The following is a 20,196-nucleotide window of genomic DNA, read 5'->3' on the forward strand; positions in this document are numbered from 1 at the left end:
CCAGTACGAGCGGGAAAGGGGAACGATGGCCCTCCGCAGCCCCCGGAGTCCAACTCCCCTGAACCGAACCGTGCGCACTCAATCCATGCCTGCTCTCCGTCCCCGCCGCTCCCACACCTGGCTCCTGTGGCTTCTCGGAGTGCTCGTGGTCTGTTCCGTCGTCACCCCCCTGCTGACCGGTGTCGGCATGCCCGTCGCCGTGGCTGCCGGCGCGAACGTGCTCGCCCAGTGGGTCACGGCCGTGGTGTGCTGGGTGGAAGTGCGGCGTGTGGGCACGGGACGCTACCTGGAACCGCTCGTGGCGTCCGCCGTCACCGCGTTCGCCGCCGGCCACACGGGCTACCTGGTCACACTCGGCGGTGCTCCGGCTCTTCCGTTCCCGTCTCTGGCGGATGCGGGACACCTCCTGTTCAACCCGCTGATCCTGGCCGCCCTGTTCGTCTTGGTCTACCGCCAGCTGCGCACCCTGTCCTGGCCGGTGACGCTGGACAGCGCAGTGGGCGTGTTCGGCGCCGCCGCCGTGCTGTCGGTCCTGCTCGGCCCGGTTCTGGAAACCGACGGCGGGATGCCCTCCCTGGCTGCCCTCGTGGCGGTGGCCTACCCCTCCTGGGACCTCACCATGATGGCGGTGGTCGCTGGGATCGCCTCCGCCCGGGGATTGAGCGTCGGCCGCAACTGGAATCTGCTGATACTGGGTCTGTTCATCTTCACGGTCACCGACACCCTGTTCGCATTCCGGGTGACGGGCCCCGGCTTCACGATCGGTACCCCCCTGGACCTGGGCTGGACAGTCGGCCTGGCCCTGATCGCGGTCTGGTTGCGCAGCTCCACTCTCCCGTCGAGCCGACCCAGCCGTCCCGTGCGCGGGGCGTGGGCGATGGTGGTGCCGTCGATCGCCATGAGTTGCGGTCTCGTGGTGCTGGTCACGGCGAGCCGGGTCGACGTTCCCATCACCGCCGTTGTGCTGGCCAGCCTGGCCCTCATCGGGGCGTCGATCCGCACGGCCCTCGCCTTCCGGGACCTGGGCCGCATGGTCAACCTGCGCACCCAGACCCGCACCGACGACCTCACCGGGCTGCCCAACCGGCGGTCACTGTACGCCGACGTTCCGGGTCTGCTGGCCGGCGGAAACCGGCGCGCGCTGCTGGTGCTCGACCTGGACCGGTTCAAGGAAGTCAACGACAGCCTCGGCCACGATGCGGGGGACAGGCTCCTGGTGCAGGTCGGCGCGCGGCTCTCCGCCCAGCTGGGGCCCGACGACCTGCTCGCCCGGCTCGGCGGGGACGAATTCGCGATCCTTCTCGACGGCGCGGAGGCAGCGGATGCCGAGACCGCGGCGGTCATGGTGCTCGACGCCCTGGCGGTGCCGTTCACGCTCGCCGGGATCGCCCTGACGACCACGGCCAGCATCGGAATCGCGCTCTACCCGGCCCAGGGCGCCGACCTCACGGTGCTGCTGCGCAAGGCCGACATGGCCATGTACAAGGCCAAGTCCGCCCGCACCGGCCACCACGTCTATCGGAGCACCGACGACAGCCACGGCGACACGCGCCTGCGCACCCTCGAGGAGCTGCGTAACGCACTGGCCGAGAACGAACTGGTACTGCACTTCCAGCCCAAGATCGAGCTGGCCACCGGCGCAGTGCAGGGCGTCGAGGCGCTCGTGCGGTGGCAGCATCCGACGCGGGGCCTGTTGTATCCGGATGCTTTTCTCGAGTTGGCCGAGGAATCGGGCCTCATGCCCGGCCTCACCCAGGTGGTCCTGGCCCAGGCCCTCGACCAGGCGGCGCGCTGGCAGGCGCAGGGCACACCCCTGTCGGTGGCCGTGAACTTCTCGGGCAGTTCCCTCGTGGACGAAAGCCTGCCCGAACGGATCGCCGCCATGCTCCTCGCCCGAGCCCTGCCGTCGTCCGCGTTGCAGGTGGAGGTGACCGAGGACTTCCTGATGGCCGACCGGGCCCGTGCCCACGACATCCTCAGCCGGTTGCGCGTGCGGGGCGTGCGCATCGCCGTGGACGACTTCGGCACCGGGTACAGCTCACTGGCCTACCTGCGCGACCTGCCCATCGACCAGCTCAAACTGGACCGGTCGTTCGTGTCGCCGATGACCGACGATCCGCGTGCGGCCGCCCTGGTCTCCTCGACCGTCATCCTGGCCCACAGCCTCGGACTGACCATGGTCGCCGAGGGGATCGAAGACGCCGAGGCGTACGCGGCACTGGCGCGCTTCGGCTGCGACCAGGGCCAGGGCTACTACATGTCGCGTCCCGTTCCGGCTGCCGATTTCGATCTCTGGCTCGCCCGGCGTCATCCGGAGTCCCAGGCTCTCTGGCGCGCCCATGGCGCCGGGGATCCGATCGCCCTGCCTTCGTCTGAAGAACCCCTTGTTCTGGGGTGAGGGCAGGCCACGCCGCTGGCACTTTCGCCCGCGCCCGCTCCGCTAGCGTTGGGGAAACGGCAGGGGGGCCAATGCACGTCACCGCGCACGCGGGCCGCCCGGACGCCCGCTCCGGTCGCCGCGCCCAGGCCGGTCGCTGGCTGCTCGGGAGCACCTGGCTGCTCCTGATCGCCTACGTGTTGTGCCTGCTGGCCGGCGGTGTCGAGGCGACGGTCACCAGCGGGTTCTGGGTGATCACCGAGCTGACCCCGGCCCTGGTCTGCTGGGTGGCCGTGGCCCGCGCCGCAACCGGGCGGATGCCGCTGGTCCTGGTCGCGTCGGCCGTCACCGTTTTCGGGCTCGCCACCACCTACTTCCTCCTCGGGGGTGCGGGAGCACTGCCGTACCCGTCGTTCGCCGACCTGGGCTACATGCTGTTCTATCCGCTGCTGCTGGTCGGGTTGGTGGTGCTGGTGCATCGTCAGCTCCGGCCGATACCCCGATCCGTTCACGTGGACGGTGCCCTGGGTTCGCTCGGCGCCGCATCCGTGCTGGCCGTTCTGATGGCCCCGGCCTTCGAAACGGCGGCGGCCGGCCCGCCGTCCCTGGCCATTCTGGTGGCCGTCAGCTACCCGCTGTTCGATTTGGTGCTGGTGTCGGTCATCATCGGGATCGCCGCAGCCCGCGGACTCAATCTGGGGCGCCGGTGGGCCTTGCTCGGGCTGGGTCTGGTGGTCTTCACGGTGAGCGACGCCGTCTACGCGTTCCGGGTCGCCTCCGACGAGTACGTGGTCGGCACGGTGCTGGATGCCGGCTGGGCCGTGGGCCTCACCCTGACGGCGACCTGGCTCTGGGAGCTGGCGCGCCCGGGATCCGCCGCCGGGCGTGCGCTGAACGGGGCGTGGACGCTGGCCGTTCCGGCCTTGGCGTCGGCCGCGGGGATGACGGTGCTCGTGCTGGGCACCCAGGTGCGAATCTCCATCCCAGCCGTGGTCCTCGCGGGCGTGACCCTGGTGATCGGGGTCGTCCGCACCCAACTCGGATCCCGCCAGCTGGGACGGATGGCCGACCTCCGCCGTCAGGCGCGCACCGACGACCTGACCGGGCTGCCGAACCGGCGGGCCCTCTACGCCGAGGCAGCCGGGTACCTGTACCCGGCGCACGACAGCCGGTGTGCGTTGCTGCTGCTGGACCTGGACCGGTTCAAGGAGGTGAACGACAGCCTCGGCCACGATGTCGGCGACCTGCTGCTGGTGCAGGTCGGATCGCGGCTGAACGCGGAGCTGCGCCCCGGGGATCTGCTCGCCCGCCTCGGCGGGGACGAGTTCGCGATCATGCTCCGCGATGCCGGCCACGATCAGGCGGTGGCGTTGGCGGAGAAGCTGCAGGCCGTGCTGGCCCGGTCGTTCACCCTCGAGGGAATCGCGATCGAGACCAACGTCAGCATCGGTATCGCCCTGTTCCCCGACCAGGGCACCACCCTCAAGGTGCTCCTGCGCAAGGCCGACATGGCCATGTACAAGGCCAAGGCCACGACGTCGCGCAGCGGGCACCACGTCTTCACCTTCACCGACGACATCCACGGCGATTCCCGGCTACGGATGCTCGAAGACCTGCGGCGGGCGTTCGTCACCGACGAGCTCGTTCTGCACTATCAGCCCAAGGTCGAACTCGGCACCGGCCACGTGCACGGGGTGGAGGCGCTGGTGCGCTGGCAGCACCCCACGCGAGGCCTGCTTCCCCCCGATGCGTTCCTGCCCACGGCCGAGGGCGCCGGCCTCATGCGCGAGCTGACCCGGATCGTGCTGGGCAAGGCCCTCGACCAGGCCGTGGCCTGGCGGGCCGAGGGCCGGCCCCTGGCCGTCGCGGTCAATATGTCCGCCAGCTCGCTGATCGAGGCCGACCTGCCCGAACGGATCAGCGCCATGGTGCAGGTGCGCGGCCTGGCGCCGTCCGACCTGATGCTGGAGATCACCGAGGACTTCCTGATGGAAGACCGGGCCCGGGCCCGGGAAATCCTGTGGCGACTGCGCGAGAGCGGGATCCGCATCGCGGTGGACGATTTCGGCACCGGCTACAGCTCCCTGGCCTATCTCCGGGACCTCCCGATCGACGAGCTCAAGCTGGACAAGTCCTTCGTCTTCCCGATGGCGGACGACACCCGGGCCGCCGCCCTGGTGGCCTCCATCGTTGAACTCGCGCACAGCCTCGGCGTGCGGATGGTGGCCGAGGGCGTCGAGGATGCGATCGCCTACGCCGAGCTGGTCGCGGACGGCTGCGACGAGGCGCAGGGCTTCTACATCTCGCGCCCGCTGCCGGCGGCAGCGCTGGACTCCTGGTTCAGGGCCCGCCAGGTCGCCCTGGCCCCCATGAACTAGGCGCCGCGCCGGGTTGCGGTCCGGCGCTGCGCGGTTGTCGCCGCCTGGAGTGAGCGCACCTCACATGCACGGCAGGTACAGTGCTCGGGTGGTAGAACTGAAGCCCCTGCGCACCCGAGTCACGGCCGCCGCCGCCCTGCTGCTCCTGCTGGGCGCCGGGGCCGTCGCTGCCGGAGCGGCAACCCGGGCCCCGGATGCCGCGGCCACGGCATCCGTCACGGCGGTGGACTCGACCGTGCCACTGGCCGCCCCGGCCGCTGATCCGTCCCGCCCGGTGCCCGTCGACGCCGCCGCGGCCGACGCCCTGCGCACCTGCTCGGTCGCGGCCCTCGCGGCCGACCCGAGGCTGGCGGACTTTCAGGCCCAGGTGCTGAACGCCGCCACGGGCACGGTGCTCTTCGACCGCGGCGGCAGCACCCCCTCGCGCACTGCGAGCGTGCTGAAGGTGCTGACCAGCGCCGCCGCGCTCGACGTGCTCGGACCGGACCACCGGGTCACGACCACCGTCGTCGCCGGCAGCGAGCCGGGATCGGTCGTGCTGGTCGGCGGGGGAGACGTGACCCTGTCCCGCCTGCCCACCGGCACCGAGTCCGTCTATCCCGGCGCCGCCCACCTCGACGATCTCGCCCGCCAGACCGTGGCCGCCTGGCAGGCGAACCCGGCCAACCCGCCGATCACCTCGCTCGTGCTGGACTCCTCCCTCTTCGCCGGCCCCGGCTGGGAGCCGAGCTGGGATGAGCTGGAACGCAACGCCGGGTCGATGTCCGACGTGACCGCCCTCCAGGTCGACGGCGACCGGGACGACCCGGCACGCCACACGTCGGCGCGCAGCACCGACCCGGTCGGGCGTGCCGGGCAGGCCTTCGCCGACGCGCTCGGCGGCGGTGTGAGCATCAGCCGCGGCACCGCCCCGGCCGGGGCTGCCCAGCTCGCCGCCGTGCAGTCCCAGCCGGTGTCCGTGCTGATCGGGCAGACGCTGATCGTGTCGGACAACGCGTTGGCCGAGATGCTCGCCCGGCTGGTCGCGGTGGAGTCGGGCGCGGGCAACACCTTCGACGCACTGCAGCAATCGATCGTCTCCGCGCTCGATTCCTACGGCATCGACACGACCGGGATCGTCATCCGCGACGGCTCGGGCCTGAGCGACGACAACGCGGTGGCGCCGGCCTACCTCACCCGGCTGTTCGTGAAGATCAACGATCGCGAGGGCGACCTCGGCGTGATCTTCGACGGCCTGCCGGTGGCCGGGGGACCCACCGGTTCGCTGTCCTACAGCGACCGGTTCACGGGCGACAACGCGGTCGCCGACGGGGCCGTCTTCGCCAAGACGGGCTGGATCGACACCGGTTACACGCTGTCCGGCGTCATCCGGGCGGCCGACGGCACGCCGCTCACCTTCGCCGTTTACGCTCTCGGTGATGTGAGCGATAATGCCAAGCAGGCGCTCGACACCATCGCCGCGGGGTTCTTCCGCTGTGGCGGCAACCTGTCGAACTCCTGACCTCAACCGGCGAGAGAAGGAGTCATCCGTGACCAGGGCCCTGTTCATCATCGACGTTCAGAACGACTTCACCGAGGGCGGAGCCCTCGCCGTCGAGGGTGGGTCTGCGGTCGCCGAGGGGATCAGCGCGCTGCTCCTGGAGCATCCGGATGCCTATGACGTGATCTTCGCCTCCCGCGACTGGCATGACCCCGACAGTGACAACGGCGGCCACTTCGCCCGGGAGGGAGACCCCGACTACACGGAGTCCTGGCCGGTGCACTGCGTCGCGGGCACCCCCGGCGCGGAGTACCACCCGTCGCTGCTGGTGCCGGACACGACCATCCACATTCGCAAGGGCCAGGGGGAAGCCGGCTACTCGATCTTCGACGGAGTCTCCGAGGGTGGTGAGAAGACGGGCGAACTGCTGATCGCCAACGGCGTCACCGACATCGACATCGTGGGGCTGGCCACCGACCACTGCGTGCGAGCCTCGGGCCTGGACGCCCTCGAACACGGCCAGCACGTGCGGGTGCTGACCGACCTGGTCGCGGGCGTCGCCCGGGAATCGAGCGACGCGGCCCTGGCCGAGCTGGGCTACGCCGGCTCGCTCCTCGTCACCTCCGACGTGGTCGCCTAGGTGGGCGCGGCAGATTCGACGGGATCGACGAGTTCGACGAGATCGACGAGTTCGACGGGATCAGCTGATTCGGCGACGGGCGACGTGCTCTACGCCCGGCGCCTGGACGGCGTGCGGATCGCCTACGATTTCGTTCCCGGTGACCGCCCGGTGCTGCTCGTGCACGGGTTCGCCTCCACGGCGCAGGTCACCTGGGCCGGCACCGGCTGGGTTCGTGCCGTGCAGGAGGCAGGCCGCGGCGTGATCACGCCCGACCTCCGCGGGCACGGCCGGAGCGACAGGCCGCATCGGGCCGAGGACTATCTGCCCCGGCAGCTGGCCGCCGACCTCGTCGTGGTGCTCGACGCCCTGGAACTCGAGCAGGTCGACGTGATCGCCTACTCGATGGGCTCGCGCGTGGCGGCGGCGCTGGCCCGGCTGGCTCCGGCACGGGTGCGCCGCATGGTGCTCGGCGGGGCCGGGCCGGACGAGCTGTTCGAGACCTGGCATCCGGATGCCGTGCAACGGTTCGTGACCGACGGAACCGTCGCCGCCGACCCGTCGATCGTCGCGGTGCTGGGGGCCGCGATCACCGATGGCGCCGACCGTGAGGCCCTCGTGGCCTGCGTCGGCGGGGTGGCCGGCTCCTCGCTCGACGTGCCGGCCGAGATGCCCGTGCTCTACGTCGCGGGCGGCGCCGATTCCATCCCGGCCGGGGTCGCTGACCTCGCCCGCGCGCGCGGGTCCGAGTACCTCGAGCTGGCGGGCCGCGACCACGTCAACTCGCTCACCTCCCGCGAGTTCAAGCGCGCCGCGCTGGAGTTCCTGGCCTGAGTCCGCGGCTGCCGCCGCGGCCCGCGCCGCCGGCCCGCCCCAACGAATTCGACGGAGATTTTGCCCGTATCGCCCCTGAACAGGCCGAAAACCCTCAGTTTTCCCACAATCTCCGTTGAATTCGTTCACCGGCAGCGGGGGAGTGGTGCCGACTGCCTCGCCTAGGCTGGGTGGGCGCGGGCCTCGCTGCCGAGCCCGCTGGATGCCGACCGGGGGACCGTCATGACTACCGACATTCAGGATGCCGCGGGGGCGGGGGTCTCGACAGGCTCGACCACCGGGGTGGGCTCGACCACCGGGGTGGGCTCGACCACCGGGGTGGGCTCGACCACCGGGGTGGGCTCGGGGGTCTCGACAGGCTCGACCACCGGGGCAGGCTCGACCACCGGGGCGGGCTCGGCCGCCGGGGGACGGCGGTTCTGGCTGGCGCCGGCCGCCGCGATCTTCGCCGTGGCCTGGGGCGGCAACGAATTCACCCCGCTGCTGGTGATGTACCGGCAGGCCGACGGGTTCTCGAACCAACTCGCGAACCTGCTGCTCGGCGCCTACGTGCTCGGCATCATCCCGGCCCTGTTGATCGCCGGTCCGCTGTCCGACCGGTTCGGCCGCCGGCCGCTGATGCTGCCCGCACCGTGGATCGCGATCGCCGGAAGCGTGCTGCTGGCCGTCTCGGCCGGGAGTGTTCCGCTGCTGCTATTCGGTCGCATCCTGTCCGGGGTCGCCCTGGGTCTGGCCATGGCCGTGGGCACCAGCTGGGTGAAGGAACTCTCGGCGAAACCCTTCGACCTCCGCGCCGACCGAGCCTCCGGGGCGCGGCGGGCGACCATCGCCCTGTCCCTCGGTTTCGCCCTCGGCGCGGCCAGCTCCGGCGTGCTGGCCCAGTGGGCACCCTTCCCCGGCGTTCTGCCCTACGCGGCCCACACGGTGATCGCGGTGGTGTTCGGGCTGCTGCTGCTGCGCACCCCGGAGTCCCAGGGGCAGGGCGTCGCGCCCGGCGCCCGGCCGGCCGCCCACCCGCCCACCTCGCCGTACCCGCGGTTCCTGCTCCTGATCGTGCCGGTGGCGCCGTGGGTCTTCGGCACGGCCACGACCGCCTACGCCATCCTGCCCGCACTCGCCGCCGCCGAGATCCCGTCCGCCCCGGTGGCGTTCGCGGCCCTTCTCTGCGTGGTGGCGCTCGTCGCGGGCGCGTCGCTCCAACTGTTCAGCCACCGGATCACCGCGGGACACAACGCCCGAGGCATCATGTTCGCGCTGATGCTGACCCTCGGGTCGCTGCTGCTCGCATCCGTGGCCGTGAGCCCGCCGCGGCTCTGGCTGATCCTGCCGACCGCGGCCCTGCTCGGCGCCGCCTACGGCCTGCTGATGGTGTCGGGACTGCAGGAGGTGCAGCGGATCGCGCCGCCCGACCACCTCGCCCGGTTGACCGCGATCTACTACGGCATCACCTACCTGGGGTTCTTCGTGCCGCTGGCGCTGTCCCTGCTCGAGCCCTGGCTGGGCTATCCGGCGATGTTCGCGGGCGGGGCTGCGGTCTCGGCCGTGTCACTGGTGCTGGTGCTCGTGATCTTCCACCGGGACATCTCACTGCACCGCGCGGGCAGGACACCGGGGATGCCGGTGCGCACGGACGCAACGGCCTGATCCGAAGAAAAATTCGTCAAAAAAAGTCGATGCACGTGCATCCGTTTCCGGCTCCCTGGCAGAAGTGAGTGTAAGAGAGGCAGTAAGTCCCTCTCCAGAGTGACCCACTCACTGACCCAATAGCAGGAGGAAACGATGCACAAGTCCCTCAAGATCGGAATGACGGCCGGAACCCTCGGCGCCCTTGTCGCGCTCGGCGGACTCGCTCCGGCGCAGGCAGCCGAAGACGTCGCCAAGCTGTCCGTGCTCCACGGAGTTCCCGGCCTCACCGTCGACGTGTACGTGAACGATGAGCTGACCCTGGACGACTTCAAGCCGGGCGACCTGGCCGGTCCCCTCGACCTGCCGGCAGGCACCTACAAGGTGGCCATCACCGCGTCGGACGCAGCGGATGCCAGCGCACCCGTCATCGGCCCGATCGACCTCCCGCTGGAGGCCGGCAAGAACTACACCGCCACCGCCAACCTCGACGCGGACGGCAAGCCGACGGCGACGTTGTTCACCAACGACATCTCTCAGGTCGCCGCCGGCGAGGGCCGCTTGACGGTCCGCCACGTGGCAGCAGCCCCCGCGGTCGATGTGCTGGCCAACGGAGCCGCCGCGATCACGGCCCTGACGAACCCGAACGAGTCCGTGCTCACGTTGCCGGCCGGCACCATCTCGGCCGCCGTCGCCGCAACCGGAACGACTGACCCGGTGATCGGCCCGGCAGACGTGAACGTTGCCGAGGGCACGAACACGATCGTCTACGCGTGGGGCAGCCTGGCCGACAAGAACCTCGCCCTGGCCGTTCAGACCATCGACGGGCTTCACTCAAACCCGGACAGCATCCCCGCCGGTGAGGCCGGACTCGTCGCCACCAACCAGGCGAACGAATCCACCGGGCTCATTGTCGGTGGCTTCGCCGTGCTGATGGGCCTGGTCGCCGCAGCCGTCGTCGGCATGCGTCGCCTGTCCGCCGCTCGCCGCTAGTAGAGGAACCTTCGATGAGAGCCACAGCGGGCATCTTCACAGCGCTCGCTGTGGCTCTTGTCCTGCTCACGGGGTGCACCACCGCCCCGAGCGAAGCGTCCTCCACGGCCTACGTGCCTCCCACTGCAGCCACCACGACGCCGGCACCGGCCCCGCCGCCCGCCGCCGCGGACCTGGTGCCCACGGTCAGCTCCGCGCTGGACCAAAACCAGGCGCCCCGAGCCCTGGCTCCCCAGCGCATCCGTGTCGGCTCCCTCGGAATCGACATGGAGATCGAACCTGTGGGTCTGGCCGCCGACGGGGCGATGGAACTGCCCAAAGACCCGTCGATCGCCGCCTGGTACCGGTTCGGCCCGTCTCCGGTGAGCGCCACCGGGGCGACCGTCGTCGCCGCCCATGTCGACTCCCTGGTCTACGACATCGGACCGTTCGCCGAGCTGGCCTCGGCACCGGCCGGCACCGAGGTCGTGGTGACCACCGAAGACGGCCAGGAGCGACGCTACGCGGTCGAATCGGTGCAGACGGTCAATAAGGCGGATGTCCCCTGGGATTCGATCTTCGACCGCACCGGCCCGGGCCGGCTCACGCTCGTCACCTGTGGCGGCGAATTCGACTACGACGCCCGCAGCTACCTGTCGAACGTTATCGTCTCGGCGAATCCGATCGCATGACCCAGAGGTGTGGCTATGCTGGTCGTCACGGTGGTCGAGGCTCGCTCTGCGGCGGAGCCTGACATGTACGACCTCCCGATGCGCTCACCAACCGGGGGACACCGATACGACGTGACGGCTCTCACCGACGATGACGACCACGCCCAGCTGTTCCAGGCCTTCCGGGCGGGAGACGAGCGGGCGCTCGCCGAGGCGTACGCCCGATGGTCATCCCTCGTCTACACGATCGCCGTGCGCTCGCTCGGCGATCCCGGTGAAGCCGAGGACGTGACCCAGAAGGTCTTCCTCGCCGCCTGGAGGGGGAGGGACGGTTTCGATGCGTCTCGGTCGCCGTTGCCGGCCTGGCTCGTCGGGATCACCCGGCACACCGTGGCGGATGCCCATGAGGCCCGTTCGCGGAGGCGTCGCGTTGAGGAGGCTGTTCTCCTCGACACCGAGCTCAGCCAGGCGGACGAGTCGGCCGACGTGGCGGACCGGGTTCTGATGCGTGATGAACTGCGCCGGCTCGGACCGGTTCCGCAACAGGTGATGCAGCTGGCGTTCTACGACGATCTCACGCACACCCAGATCGCCGATAACCTCGGATTGCCGCTCGGCACCGTGAAAAGTCATATCCGTCGAAGTCTCTCGAGACTGCGCACCAGATTGGAGGCGAACGATGACACACATTGACCGGGATGATCTCGCGCTCATTGCCATGGCAGACTTCGACCTCACCGACCCCGAACGCCAGCACCTCGCGGAATGCCCCGAGTGCTCCCTGGAACTCATCGCGCTGCAGCACACCGCCCTCGTCGGCCGGTCCTCCCGCAGCGTGGAACTCGTCGAGCCTCCGGACTCCGCCTGGGCCGGCATCCACTCCGCCCTCGGTCTGTCCGACGCAGTTGCCGCCACCCCGCGCCTGACCGACTACGCCGAGCCGGCCCCGGTGGTCGAGCTTGTCGAGACCCCGGCCCCGCCGGTCGAGCTTGCCCCGGTGGTCGAGCCTGTCGAGACCCCGGCCCCGGTGGTCGAGCCTGCCCCGCCGGTCGAGCTTGCCCCGCCGGTCGAGCCGGCCCCGGTGGTCGAGCCTGTCGAGACCCCGGCCGCCACCGCCCCGGTCACCGACATCGGCTCGGCGTCCGGTCTGCGCCCTCGCCCCCACCGCCGGCGCCGCAACTGGATGCCCGTTGCCGTGGCCGCCGGCATCGCCGGCCTGCTCGGCGGCCTCGGCGGCGGCATCTGGTGGCAGTCGGCGCAGCAGCAGGCGCCCGCGACGGTGACGCTCGCCAGGGCGCAACTCGATCCGTTCCCCGGCTGGGACGCCGCCGGCAGCGCCTACGTCGCGAAGACCGCCGACGGTCACCGGGAGGTGGTGCTCGACGTCACCGGGGTGAACGGCGACTCCGATCTGCGGGAGGTCTGGTTGATCAAGGCCGACGCGTCCGGGCTGATCAGTATCGGGCTGCTCAACGGCGAGTCCGGGCACTTCACCATTCCCGACGGCGTGGACCTGACCCAGTACCCGCTCGTCGACGTCTCCGCGGAGCCCGACGACGGAGACCCGCAGCACTCCGGCGACTCGATCCTGCGCGGAGAACTCCGCACCGTCTGACCCCCAGAGTGCCCGTTCCGGTCGAGAGTGCCCGCTCTGCGGGTCACTCTCGACCGGAACGGGCACTCTCATGCGCGTTAGAGCGTGTGGCCGAGTTTGAAGCCGTGCTCCACGTCGTCCTTGCGGGTGTACGAGAAGCCGTCGGCACCGACCGTGACGGCCATCTCGCTGGACTCGGTGCGGGCGATCACCGGCTGGGGGTTGCCGTCGAGGTCGAGCACCAACGACGCATCCGTGTACCAGCTCGGCACGACCGCATTGCCCCACCAGTCGCGGCGCTGGTTGTCGTGCACGTCCCAGGTGACGACCGGGTTGTCGGGGTCGCCGGTGTAGTAGTCCTGGGTGTAGATCTCCACCCGGTGGCCGTCGGGGTCGCGCAGGTAGAGGTAGAAGGCGTTGGAGACGCCGTGGCGACCGGGGCCGCGCTCGATCACGTCGGACATCCGCAGGGCGCCGAGCTTGTCGCAGATGTAGATGATGTTGTGCTTCTCGTGCGTGGAGAAGGCGATGTGGTGCATCCGTGGGCCGTCGCCGCCGGTCAGGGCGGTGTCGTGCACGGTGTCCTTGCGGCGCATCCAGGCTGCGTAGGTGACGCCGTCCTCGTCCTGGATGTCCTCGGTGACGCGGAAGCCGAGGTCCTCGAGGTAGCCGCGGCCGCGGCCCACGTCGGGGGTGACCTGGTTGAAGTGGTCCAGGCGCACGAGGGCGCCGGGGCCCTGCAGGTCGTAGCGCCAGGCGAGGCGTTCGACGTGGTCGACCGAGTAGAAGAACTCGTAGGGGAAGCCGAGCGGATCCTCGACGCGCACGGAGTCGCCGACACCCTTGACGAAGCCGTTGGTGCGGCGTTCGGTGCGGCAGCCGAGTTCCTGGTACCAGGCCTCGGCCAGGCCCACGTCTTCGGGGGCGCGCACCCGGAACGCCATCGCGGCGACCGCGGCCACGGGACCCTGGCGCAGCACCAGGTTGTGGTGGATGAACTCTTCGAAGCTGCGCAGGTAGATCTCGGTGTCGCTCTCCTCGGTCACGACGAGACCGAGCACGTCCACGTAGAACGCGCGTGAGCGGGCGAGGTCGGTGACGACGATGTCCATGTAGGCGCAGCGCAGGATGTCCGGCGGGGTCGCGGTGGGCGTGGGGATGGGGGTGGTGGTCATGGAATCCTCCTTAATCGGTGGTTGAGCTTGTCGAGACCCGGTGGTCGAGCTTGTCGAGACCCGGTGGTCGAGCTTGTCGAGACCCGGGTCAGTGGGCGCCGAAGCGGGCCGTGTGCACCGACCCGAGGGTCACGTGCACGGCCTGCTGCTCGGTGTAGAAGTCGATCGACCGGTAGCCGCCCTCGTGACCGAGCCCGGAGGCCTTCACCCCGCCGAACGGTGTGCGCAGGTCCCGCACATTGTGCGAGTTCAGCCAGACCATGCCGGCCTCGATCGACTGCGCGAAGGTGTGCGCCCGGGTGAGATCGCTGGTCCAGATGTAGGCGGCCAGACCGTATTTCACGCCGTTGGCCAGCTCGAGGGCCTCCGCGTCGGTGTCGAACGGCGTGATCGCGACGACCGGTCCGAAGATCTCCTCCTGGAAGATGCGGGCCGTCGGGGCGACATCCGCGAACACGGTCGGGGAGACGTAGTTGCCCTCCGGCAGGTTCGCCGGGCGGCCGCCGCCGGCCAGCAGGCGGCCCTCGCCCTTGCCGATCTCGACGTAGCTCATCACCTTGGCGTAGTGCTCGGGGTGCACGAGCGCGCCGACCTCGGTGGCAGGATCGTGCGGGTCGCCGACCACGATGTTCTTCGCGCGGGCCGCATAGCGGGCGCAGAAGTCGTCGTAGATCGGGCGTTCGACCAGGATCCGACTGCTCGCCGTGCAGCGCTCGCCGTTGAGCGAGAACACCCCGAACAGGGTCGAGTCGAGAGCGGCTTCCAGGTCGGCGTCGGCGAAGACCACGGCGGGCGACTTGCCGCCGAGTTCCATCGACATGCCCTTGAGGTTCGCGGCGCAGTTGCGGTAGATGGTCTGGCCCGTGGTGGTCTCGCCGGTGAACGAGATGAGCGGGACATCCGGATGCTTGACCAGCGCGTCGCCGGCCTCCTCACCGAGCCCGTTGACCAGGTTGAAGACCCCGTCGGGCAGCCCGGCCTCGCGGAAGATCTCGGCCCACAGGCTCGCCGACAACGGCGTGAACTCGGCCGGCTTGAGCACGACCGTGCATCCGGAGGCCAGTGCGGGGGCGAGCTTCCAGCTCTCCAGCATGAACGGGGTGTTCCACGGGGTGATCAGGCCGGCGACGCCGACCGGCTTGCGGAAGACGTAGTTGATCTGGCTGCCGGGCACCTGGTACGTGTCGTCGGTCTGCGCCACGATCAGGTCGGCGAAGAAGCGGAAGTTCTCGGCCGCGCGCTTCGCCTGGCCGAGGGCCTGGGTGATCGGCAGGCCGGTGTCGAACGTCTCGAGTTCGGCGAGGCGGGCATCCTGCGCCTCGACGGCGTCGGCGATCCGGTTCAGGATGCGGGAGCGTTCGCGCGGCTTCATCCCCGGCCACGGACCGTTCAGGAAGGCGTCGGTCGCGGCCGCGACCGCGAGGTCGATATCCTCCTTCTGGCCGGCCGCGGCGGTGGCGTAGGTCTGGTTCGACACCGGGTCGAGCACATCGAAGGTCGCGCCGGAGACGCTGTCGACGAACCGGCCGCCGATGAAGTGCTGGATGCGGGTCGGCAGGTTCTCGGGTACGTGCCGGATGCGCGTTGTGGTTGCGGTCTCAGTCATGGTCAGGCCGCCTTCGGGGTGAAGCCGGCGACCGTGAAGCCGTCGACGGGGGAGAGGTACTGTTCGCCCGCGGTCAGGAGCTTCTTCATGGTGGCGATGCCCGCATCCGTCGGGGTGATCAGCGGCGGGCGCACGAAGCCGCTCGCAATCAGGCCGCGCTGCTCGAGCACCCATTTGCCCGGCGCCGGGTTGGTCTCGACGAAGAGCAGGTCGACGAGCGGGTGCAGGCCGTAGTGGATGCGCCGGGCCGTCTCGATGTCGCCGGCCATCCACGCGTTGTACATGTCGACGTGCGCGACCGGGGCGATGTTGCTCGTCGCGCTGATGTAGCCCACGCCGCCGAGGGCCAGCAGAGGCAGGCAGAGCAGTTCGATGCCGCTCCAGACCAGCAGCTCCGGGCCGCAGAGCTGCAGCACCCGGGAGAAGTGCTCGAAGTCCTTGGTGGTCTCCTTGACGCCGACGAAGTTGTCGAAATCGCGGTAGAGGCGCTGGATGGTCTCCGGGGCGATGTCGACGGCGGTGCGACTGGGCACGTTGTAGGCGACGATCGGCAGGTCGGGGAACTCCTCGGCGACGGTCTTGTACCAGACGTAGAGCGCCTCCTGGGTGGGACGGGCGTAGTACGGGGTGATGATCAGGGCGGCGTCGATACCGGCGTCCCGGGCAGCGGCGGTGAGCTCGAGGGTCTCGTCGAGCTTGGCGGAGCCGGTGCCGGGCATGAACGGCACCCGGTCGTCGATCGCGGCGGCCACGGTGCGGATCGCCGCCGCCCGCTCGGCGATGGTCTGCGAGCTCGGCTCACCGGTGGAGCCGCCGAGCGAGATGCCGTGCGTGCCGGAGGCGAGCTGCCAGTTCACGAGGTTCGTGAGGCCGGCATGGTCGACGGCGCCGTCGGCCGTGAACGGGCTCATCAGGGGTGCGATGGACCCCTTGATCTGGCTCGGGTCGGTGCGGAACTTCATTGTTCTTCCTTTCGAGGGCGACGGATGCGCTGGCAACTGTTGCCGAATCGGACGAATGTTGCCGGTGTGCGGGCGACTTTTGTCCGATTCGGGAACAGTTACTGGGGAAACTGGGGAAACAGGGAGGCGTCAGGGGAGGTCAGGGGGTGGCGGTGGGGGTGTGCTGCTGGGCGAGGAACGCGGTGAGGGTGCCGAGCCGGTGCTCGCGCGCGGCCAGTTCGATCTGCAGCGGATCGGCCCCGTTCTCGATCAGGTCGAGCAGCGCGGTGTGCTCGGCGACGGACTCGTGCGCCCGGCCGGGCACGAAGCTGAACGTGGATTCGCGCAGGGTGCCGAGCCGGCTCCAGCCCCGCTGCACCAGGTCGAGGATGTGGGCGTTGCTGCACGCCTCGAACAGGGCCGAGTGGAACTCGCGGTTCAGGCTGGTGAACCGCACCGGATCGAAGTGGTGCAGGCATCCGGCCATCTCCGTGTTGATCGCCCGGGCCCGCAGCAGCGTCTCCGCGTCGAGCTGCGGCGCCGAGAGGGCGGTCGCGTAGCCTTCGACGAGGGCCAGCGTCTGCATCGTGTGGGTGTACTCGGTGACGTCGAGCATGGCCACCTGCGCGCCGACGTTGCGCTCGAACGTGACCAGTCCCTCCGCCTCCAGCAAACGGATGGCCTCCCGCACCGGCACCGTGCTGACCCCGATTTCCCGCGCGATCTGGCCCAGCACCAGGCGGTAGCCCGGGCTGAAACTGCCGTCGGTGATGCGCGCCCGGATCCACTGGTGCGCGAGCTGCGCCTTGCTCAGCGACGCGTCGCCGCCGGTGGTCGGGCCGCCGGTGGTCGAGCCTGTCGAGACCGGCACCGAGACCGTCATGCCTGCTCCTCCAGCCAGACCCGGTAACGGGCCTTCCACTCCGCATTCATCGGGTAGAGCCCGTCGACGCCGTGCCCGGCCGCGACCATCGCGGCGATGAAGGTCTCTTCGCGTTCCTGCACGATCGCGGCGGCCACCACCTCCTCGACCAGGTGCGGCGGGATCACGAGCAACCCGTCGGCGTCCCCGACGATCACGTCGCCGGGTTGCACGGATGCCCCGCCGCAGGCGACCGTCAGGTCCGTGTCCCACGGCACGTGCCGGCGTCCGAGCACGGCAGGGTGCGGTCCGGCGTGGTAGGTGGGGATCTCCAGGGCGGCGACGGCCGCGAGGTCGCGCACACCGCCATCCGTCACGATGCCGGCGGCTCCCTGCACCTGGGCGCGCAGGGCGAGGATGTCGCCGACCGTGCCCGTGCCCCGCTCGCCGCGGGCCTCGATCACCAGTACGTCGTCCGGCCCGAGCGCGTCGAACGCGCGCTTCTGCGCGTTGTAACCGCCGCCGTGCGACTCGAACAGGTCCTCCCGGGCCGGGATGTACCGCAGGGTGCGGGCCCGGCCCACCAGACGGGCCGTTGGGCGGGTCGAACCCAGCCCGTCGATCGACACGGCGTTGAGGCCGCGCTTGCGCAACTGGGCGCTGAGGGTGGCGGTGCCGACGCTGTTGATCCGGGCCTTCAGCTCGGGAGTCAGGTCGAAGGGCGCCGGCTCCGCTGCGGTTCCCGCCGCCGGGGCGGATGCCGGTGCGAGCCCGGCCGCCTCCGCCGAACCCCACGCCTCGGTGCGCTGCAGGTCGTCGACCCGCGGGCCGGCGCCGAACGCGCCGAACGGCACCGTGCCCTGCCGAATCGGGCTGACGAGGCGGCCGGTGCGGGGGGCACCCGGGGCGCCCGGGGCATCCACTTCGACCTCGACGGTGTCGCCGGGCACGACGACCGACGATCCGGCCGGCGTGCCGGTGAGGATCAGGTCGCCGGGCTCGAGCGTGAGCAGCTGTGAGAGGTCGGCCACGAGCCGGCCGAAGCCGAAGAGCAGGTCGGCGGTCGTGTCCTCCTGCACCAGCGTGCCGTTGACCCAGGTGCGGATGCGCAGGCCCGCCGGGTCGAGGTCGGCCGCGGGCAGCAGGGCCGGACCGACGGGGGTGAAGCCGTCCGCCCCCTTCGAGCGCAGATTCGAGCCCTTGTCGGCGTAGCGCAGGTCGTACACGCCGAAGTCGTTCGCGGCCGTCACGTGCGAGACCGCCGCCCAGCCCTCCGCGGGCGAGACGCCATGGGTGCGGCGACCGATCACCAGGGCGATCTCGCCCTCGAACACCAGCAACTCGCATCCGTCGGGCCGTTCCACTGGGGCGCCGCTGGAACTGAGCGACGAGGCCGGCTTGAGGAAGTAGGACGGCTGCTCCGGCGTGCGGCCGCGCTGGGCGGCCCGGCTCGGGTAGTTGAGGTGCACCGCGATGATCTTGCCCGGCACGGCGAGCACCGGCACGGTGCTGGTGCCGGCGGCGTGCACGGAGGTCGAGTTCGGCATGTTTTCCCGCTTTCTAGTCGTGCTGGGAGATCCCGAGCGGGACCCCGCGGGTTTCCTTCACCAGGGAGACGGCGACGAAGGAGATCGTGGCCAGCACCATGATGTAGATGCCGATCGACGGCGACCAGGCGGTCTCGTCGAGGAGCAGCTGCGCGATCAGCGGGGCGAACGCCCCACCCAGGATGGCACCGAGGGCGTAGCCGATGGATACGCCCGAGTAGCGCACCTGAGCCGGGAACATCTCAGCGTACAGCGCCGCCTGCGGGCCGTAGGAGAAGCCGAGTCCGCTGGCCAGCACGACGAGTGCCACCGTGAACCAGACGATCTCGCCCGTGTCGATCAGCAGGAACATCGGGATGGCCCAGATGAAGAGCCAGACGTACCCGAACTGGAAGGTGCGGATGCGTCCGATCCGGTCGGACAGCATCCCGCCGTACATGGTCGAGGCGAGCCAGAACACCGCGGCGATGGTGCTGGCCAGCAGCACGGGGGAGCGTTCCATGCCGAGGCCGCCGGCCTCGACGGGCTTGGTGGCGTAGGAGGAGAAGAACGCGATCAGCAGGTAGCCGGCGGCGTTGTTGGCGATGAAGATCAGCGCGGTCAGGATGACCTGGCGCGAGTGGGTGGTGAACAGCTGGCGGAGCGGGGCGGCCGATTCCTTCTTGCGGTCCTGCATCTCCTTGAAGACGGGGCTCTCGTCGACCGAGCGGCGGATGACGAAGCCGACCACGATCAGCAGCACCGAGACGAGGAACGGGATGCGCCAGCCCCAGGCGAGGAAGGCCTCCTCGCTCATCGAGCTGGTCACCAGGAGCATCACGCCGGTGGCGAGGATGAGCCCGGTCGGCACGCCGATCTGGGGGTAGGCGCCGAAGAATCCGCGCTTGTTCACCGGAGCGTGCTCCACGGACATCAGGGCGGCGCCGCCCCATTCCCCGCCGGCCGAGAAGCCCTGCAGGATGCGCAAGACGATGAGCAGGATGGGCGCCCAGACGCCGATCTGCTCGAAGGTCGGCAGCAGACCGATCAGCGCCGTGGCGGCACCCATGATGACGAGGGTCAGCACGAGCATGGCCTTGCGGCCGAGGCGGTCGCCCAGGTGGCCGGCCACGATCGCGCCCAGCGGGCGGAACAGGAAGCTGATGCCGAGGGACGCCCAGGCGATCAGCTGCGCCAGCCCGGCGTTGTCGTCGGCGAGCGGGGCGAAGTACAGCCCGGCCAGAACGAGGCCGGCCGCCTGCGCGTAGATGAAGAAGTCGTACCACTCGATGGTGGTGCCCACCATCGTGCCGGCCAGGACGCGGCGTTCTTCCCGCCGGGTGGCGGATCGCTCGGTGGTGCGGTCGGTCGTCAATGCCATGGAATACCCCTTTGTATTTCCCTGCGAGTTTCCGCGCGGTGTCGCGCGATTCCGAAACGGTATCACAGATCGTATATTATCCGACAGGGGTTGGGGTTGGGGTTGGGGTTGGGGGACGGCCGCGGTTAGTGCCGGTTGGTGCTGGTCAGTGCCGGTG

The 20,196-nt window shown here is 70.1% G+C and carries 16 protein-coding genes; 10 read left to right on the forward strand and 6 right to left on the reverse strand.

All coding sequences use genetic code 11. The features are described 5' to 3' along the window. Positions 1 to 85: 85 nt before the first annotated feature. The 10 genes from AC0J5J_RS12330 (at position 86) to AC0J5J_RS12375 (ending at position 12,569) form a co-directional block, all read left to right on the forward strand. On the forward strand, positions 86 to 2,398 hold the full coding sequence (locus AC0J5J_RS12330) for a putative bifunctional diguanylate cyclase/phosphodiesterase (protein ID WP_474898255.1): 2,313 nt from the start codon (positions 86 to 88) through the stop codon (positions 2,396 to 2,398). Positions 2,399 to 2,469: 71 nt separating this feature from the next. Beyond that, entirely contained in the window at positions 2,470 to 4,755 is a 2,286-nt protein-coding gene (locus AC0J5J_RS12335; RefSeq protein ID WP_474898256.1) for a putative bifunctional diguanylate cyclase/phosphodiesterase, read from the forward strand. 88 nt (positions 4,756 to 4,843) lie between these two features. Next, positions 4,844 to 6,256, forward strand: a complete 1,413-nt coding sequence (gene dacB, locus AC0J5J_RS12340; RefSeq protein ID WP_474898258.1) for a D-alanyl-D-alanine carboxypeptidase/D-alanyl-D-alanine endopeptidase — start codon at positions 4,844 to 4,846, stop codon at positions 6,254 to 6,256. Positions 6,257 to 6,284: 28 nt separating this feature from the next. Then, the gene (locus tag AC0J5J_RS12345; RefSeq protein WP_134423706.1) at positions 6,285 to 6,875 is read left to right on the forward strand and encodes an isochorismatase family protein; all 591 of its coding nucleotides are present in this window, start codon (positions 6,285 to 6,287) and stop codon (positions 6,873 to 6,875) included. An 84-nt stretch (positions 6,876 to 6,959) separates the two neighbouring features. Next, entirely contained in the window at positions 6,960 to 7,688 is a 729-nt protein-coding gene (locus AC0J5J_RS12350) for an alpha/beta fold hydrolase (RefSeq protein ID WP_474898260.1), read from the forward strand. Between the two features lie 222 nt (positions 7,689 to 7,910). Beyond that, entirely contained in the window at positions 7,911 to 9,332 is a 1,422-nt protein-coding gene (locus AC0J5J_RS12355; protein ID WP_474898262.1) for an MFS transporter, read from the forward strand. A 135-nt stretch (positions 9,333 to 9,467) separates the two neighbouring features. Further along, positions 9,468 to 10,304, forward strand: coding sequence for a DUF4397 domain-containing protein (locus AC0J5J_RS12360; RefSeq protein WP_474898264.1), 837 nt, complete (start codon positions 9,468 to 9,470; stop codon positions 10,302 to 10,304). A gap of 14 nt (positions 10,305 to 10,318) precedes the next feature. Next, positions 10,319 to 10,975: a class F sortase gene (locus AC0J5J_RS12365; protein WP_474898265.1), complete on the forward strand. Its 657-nt coding sequence runs from the start codon at positions 10,319 to 10,321 to the stop codon at positions 10,973 to 10,975. Between the two features lie 15 nt (positions 10,976 to 10,990). Next, positions 10,991 to 11,647 (forward strand): RNA polymerase sigma factor, encoded by a 657-nt coding sequence (locus AC0J5J_RS12370; RefSeq protein ID WP_241972639.1) that lies wholly within the window; start codon positions 10,991 to 10,993, stop codon positions 11,645 to 11,647. Beyond that, entirely contained in the window at positions 11,634 to 12,569 is a 936-nt protein-coding gene (locus tag AC0J5J_RS12375; protein ID WP_474898266.1) for an anti-sigma factor domain-containing protein, read from the forward strand. Before AC0J5J_RS12370 ends, AC0J5J_RS12375 begins: the two co-directional genes overlap by 14 nt. A 77-nt stretch (positions 12,570 to 12,646) precedes the next feature. On the opposite strand, the gene hpaD is transcribed toward AC0J5J_RS12375, so the two are convergent. The 6 genes from hpaD to AC0J5J_RS12405 all read right to left on the reverse strand — a co-directional run bounded on the left by hpaD (position 12,647) and on the right by AC0J5J_RS12405 (position 20,039). Then, complete coding sequence (gene hpaD, locus AC0J5J_RS12380; protein WP_474898267.1) at positions 12,647 to 13,723, reverse strand: 3,4-dihydroxyphenylacetate 2,3-dioxygenase; 1,077 nt, start codon at positions 13,721 to 13,723, stop codon at positions 12,647 to 12,649. 88 nt (positions 13,724 to 13,811) lie between these two features. Further along, the gene (hpaE, locus tag AC0J5J_RS12385) at positions 13,812 to 15,329 is read right to left on the reverse strand and encodes a 5-carboxymethyl-2-hydroxymuconate semialdehyde dehydrogenase (protein ID WP_134423712.1); all 1,518 of its coding nucleotides are present in this window, start codon (positions 15,327 to 15,329) and stop codon (positions 13,812 to 13,814) included. A gap of 2 nt (positions 15,330 to 15,331) precedes the next feature. After that, positions 15,332 to 16,291, reverse strand: coding sequence for a 4-hydroxy-tetrahydrodipicolinate synthase (gene dapA / locus AC0J5J_RS12390; protein WP_474898268.1), 960 nt, complete (start codon positions 16,289 to 16,291; stop codon positions 15,332 to 15,334). A gap of 139 nt (positions 16,292 to 16,430) precedes the next feature. Further along, on the reverse strand, positions 16,431 to 17,153 hold the full coding sequence (locus AC0J5J_RS12395; protein ID WP_474898269.1) for a GntR family transcriptional regulator: 723 nt from the start codon (positions 17,151 to 17,153) through the stop codon (positions 16,431 to 16,433). Further along, positions 17,150 to 18,679 (reverse strand): fumarylacetoacetate hydrolase family protein, encoded by a 1,530-nt coding sequence (locus AC0J5J_RS12400; protein WP_474898271.1) that lies wholly within the window; start codon positions 18,677 to 18,679, stop codon positions 17,150 to 17,152. The genes AC0J5J_RS12395 and AC0J5J_RS12400 overlap by 4 nt, the downstream gene beginning before the upstream one ends. 13 nt (positions 18,680 to 18,692) lie before the next feature. After that, complete coding sequence (locus tag AC0J5J_RS12405) at positions 18,693 to 20,039, reverse strand: MFS transporter (RefSeq protein WP_134423716.1); 1,347 nt, start codon at positions 20,037 to 20,039, stop codon at positions 18,693 to 18,695. Positions 20,040 to 20,196: the final 157 nt, after the last annotated feature.

The sequence above is a fragment of the Cryobacterium sp. TS_SC_7 genome (assembly GCF_056156285.1).

Excerpts from the sequence above, each read along its gene's own strand:
- AC0J5J_RS12395 (WP_474898269.1), bottom strand. The coding sequence starts at position 17,153 with ATGACGGTCTCGGTGCCGGTCTCGACAGGCTCGACCACCGGCGGCCCG.
- hpaE (WP_134423712.1), bottom strand. The coding sequence starts at position 15,329 with ATGACTGAGACCGCAACCACAACGCGCATCCGGCACGTACCCGAGAAC.
- AC0J5J_RS12405 (WP_134423716.1), bottom strand. The coding sequence starts at position 20,039 with ATGGCATTGACGACCGACCGCACCACCGAGCGATCCGCCACCCGGCGG.
- AC0J5J_RS12370 (WP_241972639.1), top strand. The coding sequence starts at position 10,991 with ATGCTGGTCGTCACGGTGGTCGAGGCTCGCTCTGCGGCGGAGCCTGAC.
- AC0J5J_RS12360 (WP_474898264.1), top strand. The coding sequence starts at position 9,468 with ATGCACAAGTCCCTCAAGATCGGAATGACGGCCGGAACCCTCGGCGCC.
- AC0J5J_RS12355 (WP_474898262.1), top strand. The coding sequence starts at position 7,911 with ATGACTACCGACATTCAGGATGCCGCGGGGGCGGGGGTCTCGACAGGC.
- dapA (WP_474898268.1), bottom strand. The coding sequence starts at position 16,291 with ATGAAGTTCCGCACCGACCCGAGCCAGATCAAGGGGTCCATCGCACCC.
- AC0J5J_RS12400 (WP_474898271.1), bottom strand. The coding sequence starts at position 18,679 with ATGCCGAACTCGACCTCCGTGCACGCCGCCGGCACCAGCACCGTGCCG.
- AC0J5J_RS12330 (WP_474898255.1), top strand. The coding sequence starts at position 86 with ATGCCTGCTCTCCGTCCCCGCCGCTCCCACACCTGGCTCCTGTGGCTT.
- AC0J5J_RS12335 (WP_474898256.1), top strand. The coding sequence starts at position 2,470 with ATGCACGTCACCGCGCACGCGGGCCGCCCGGACGCCCGCTCCGGTCGC.
- AC0J5J_RS12365 (WP_474898265.1), top strand. The coding sequence starts at position 10,319 with ATGAGAGCCACAGCGGGCATCTTCACAGCGCTCGCTGTGGCTCTTGTC.
- hpaD (WP_474898267.1), bottom strand. The coding sequence starts at position 13,723 with ATGACCACCACCCCCATCCCCACGCCCACCGCGACCCCGCCGGACATC.
- AC0J5J_RS12375 (WP_474898266.1), top strand. The coding sequence starts at position 11,634 with ATGACACACATTGACCGGGATGATCTCGCGCTCATTGCCATGGCAGAC.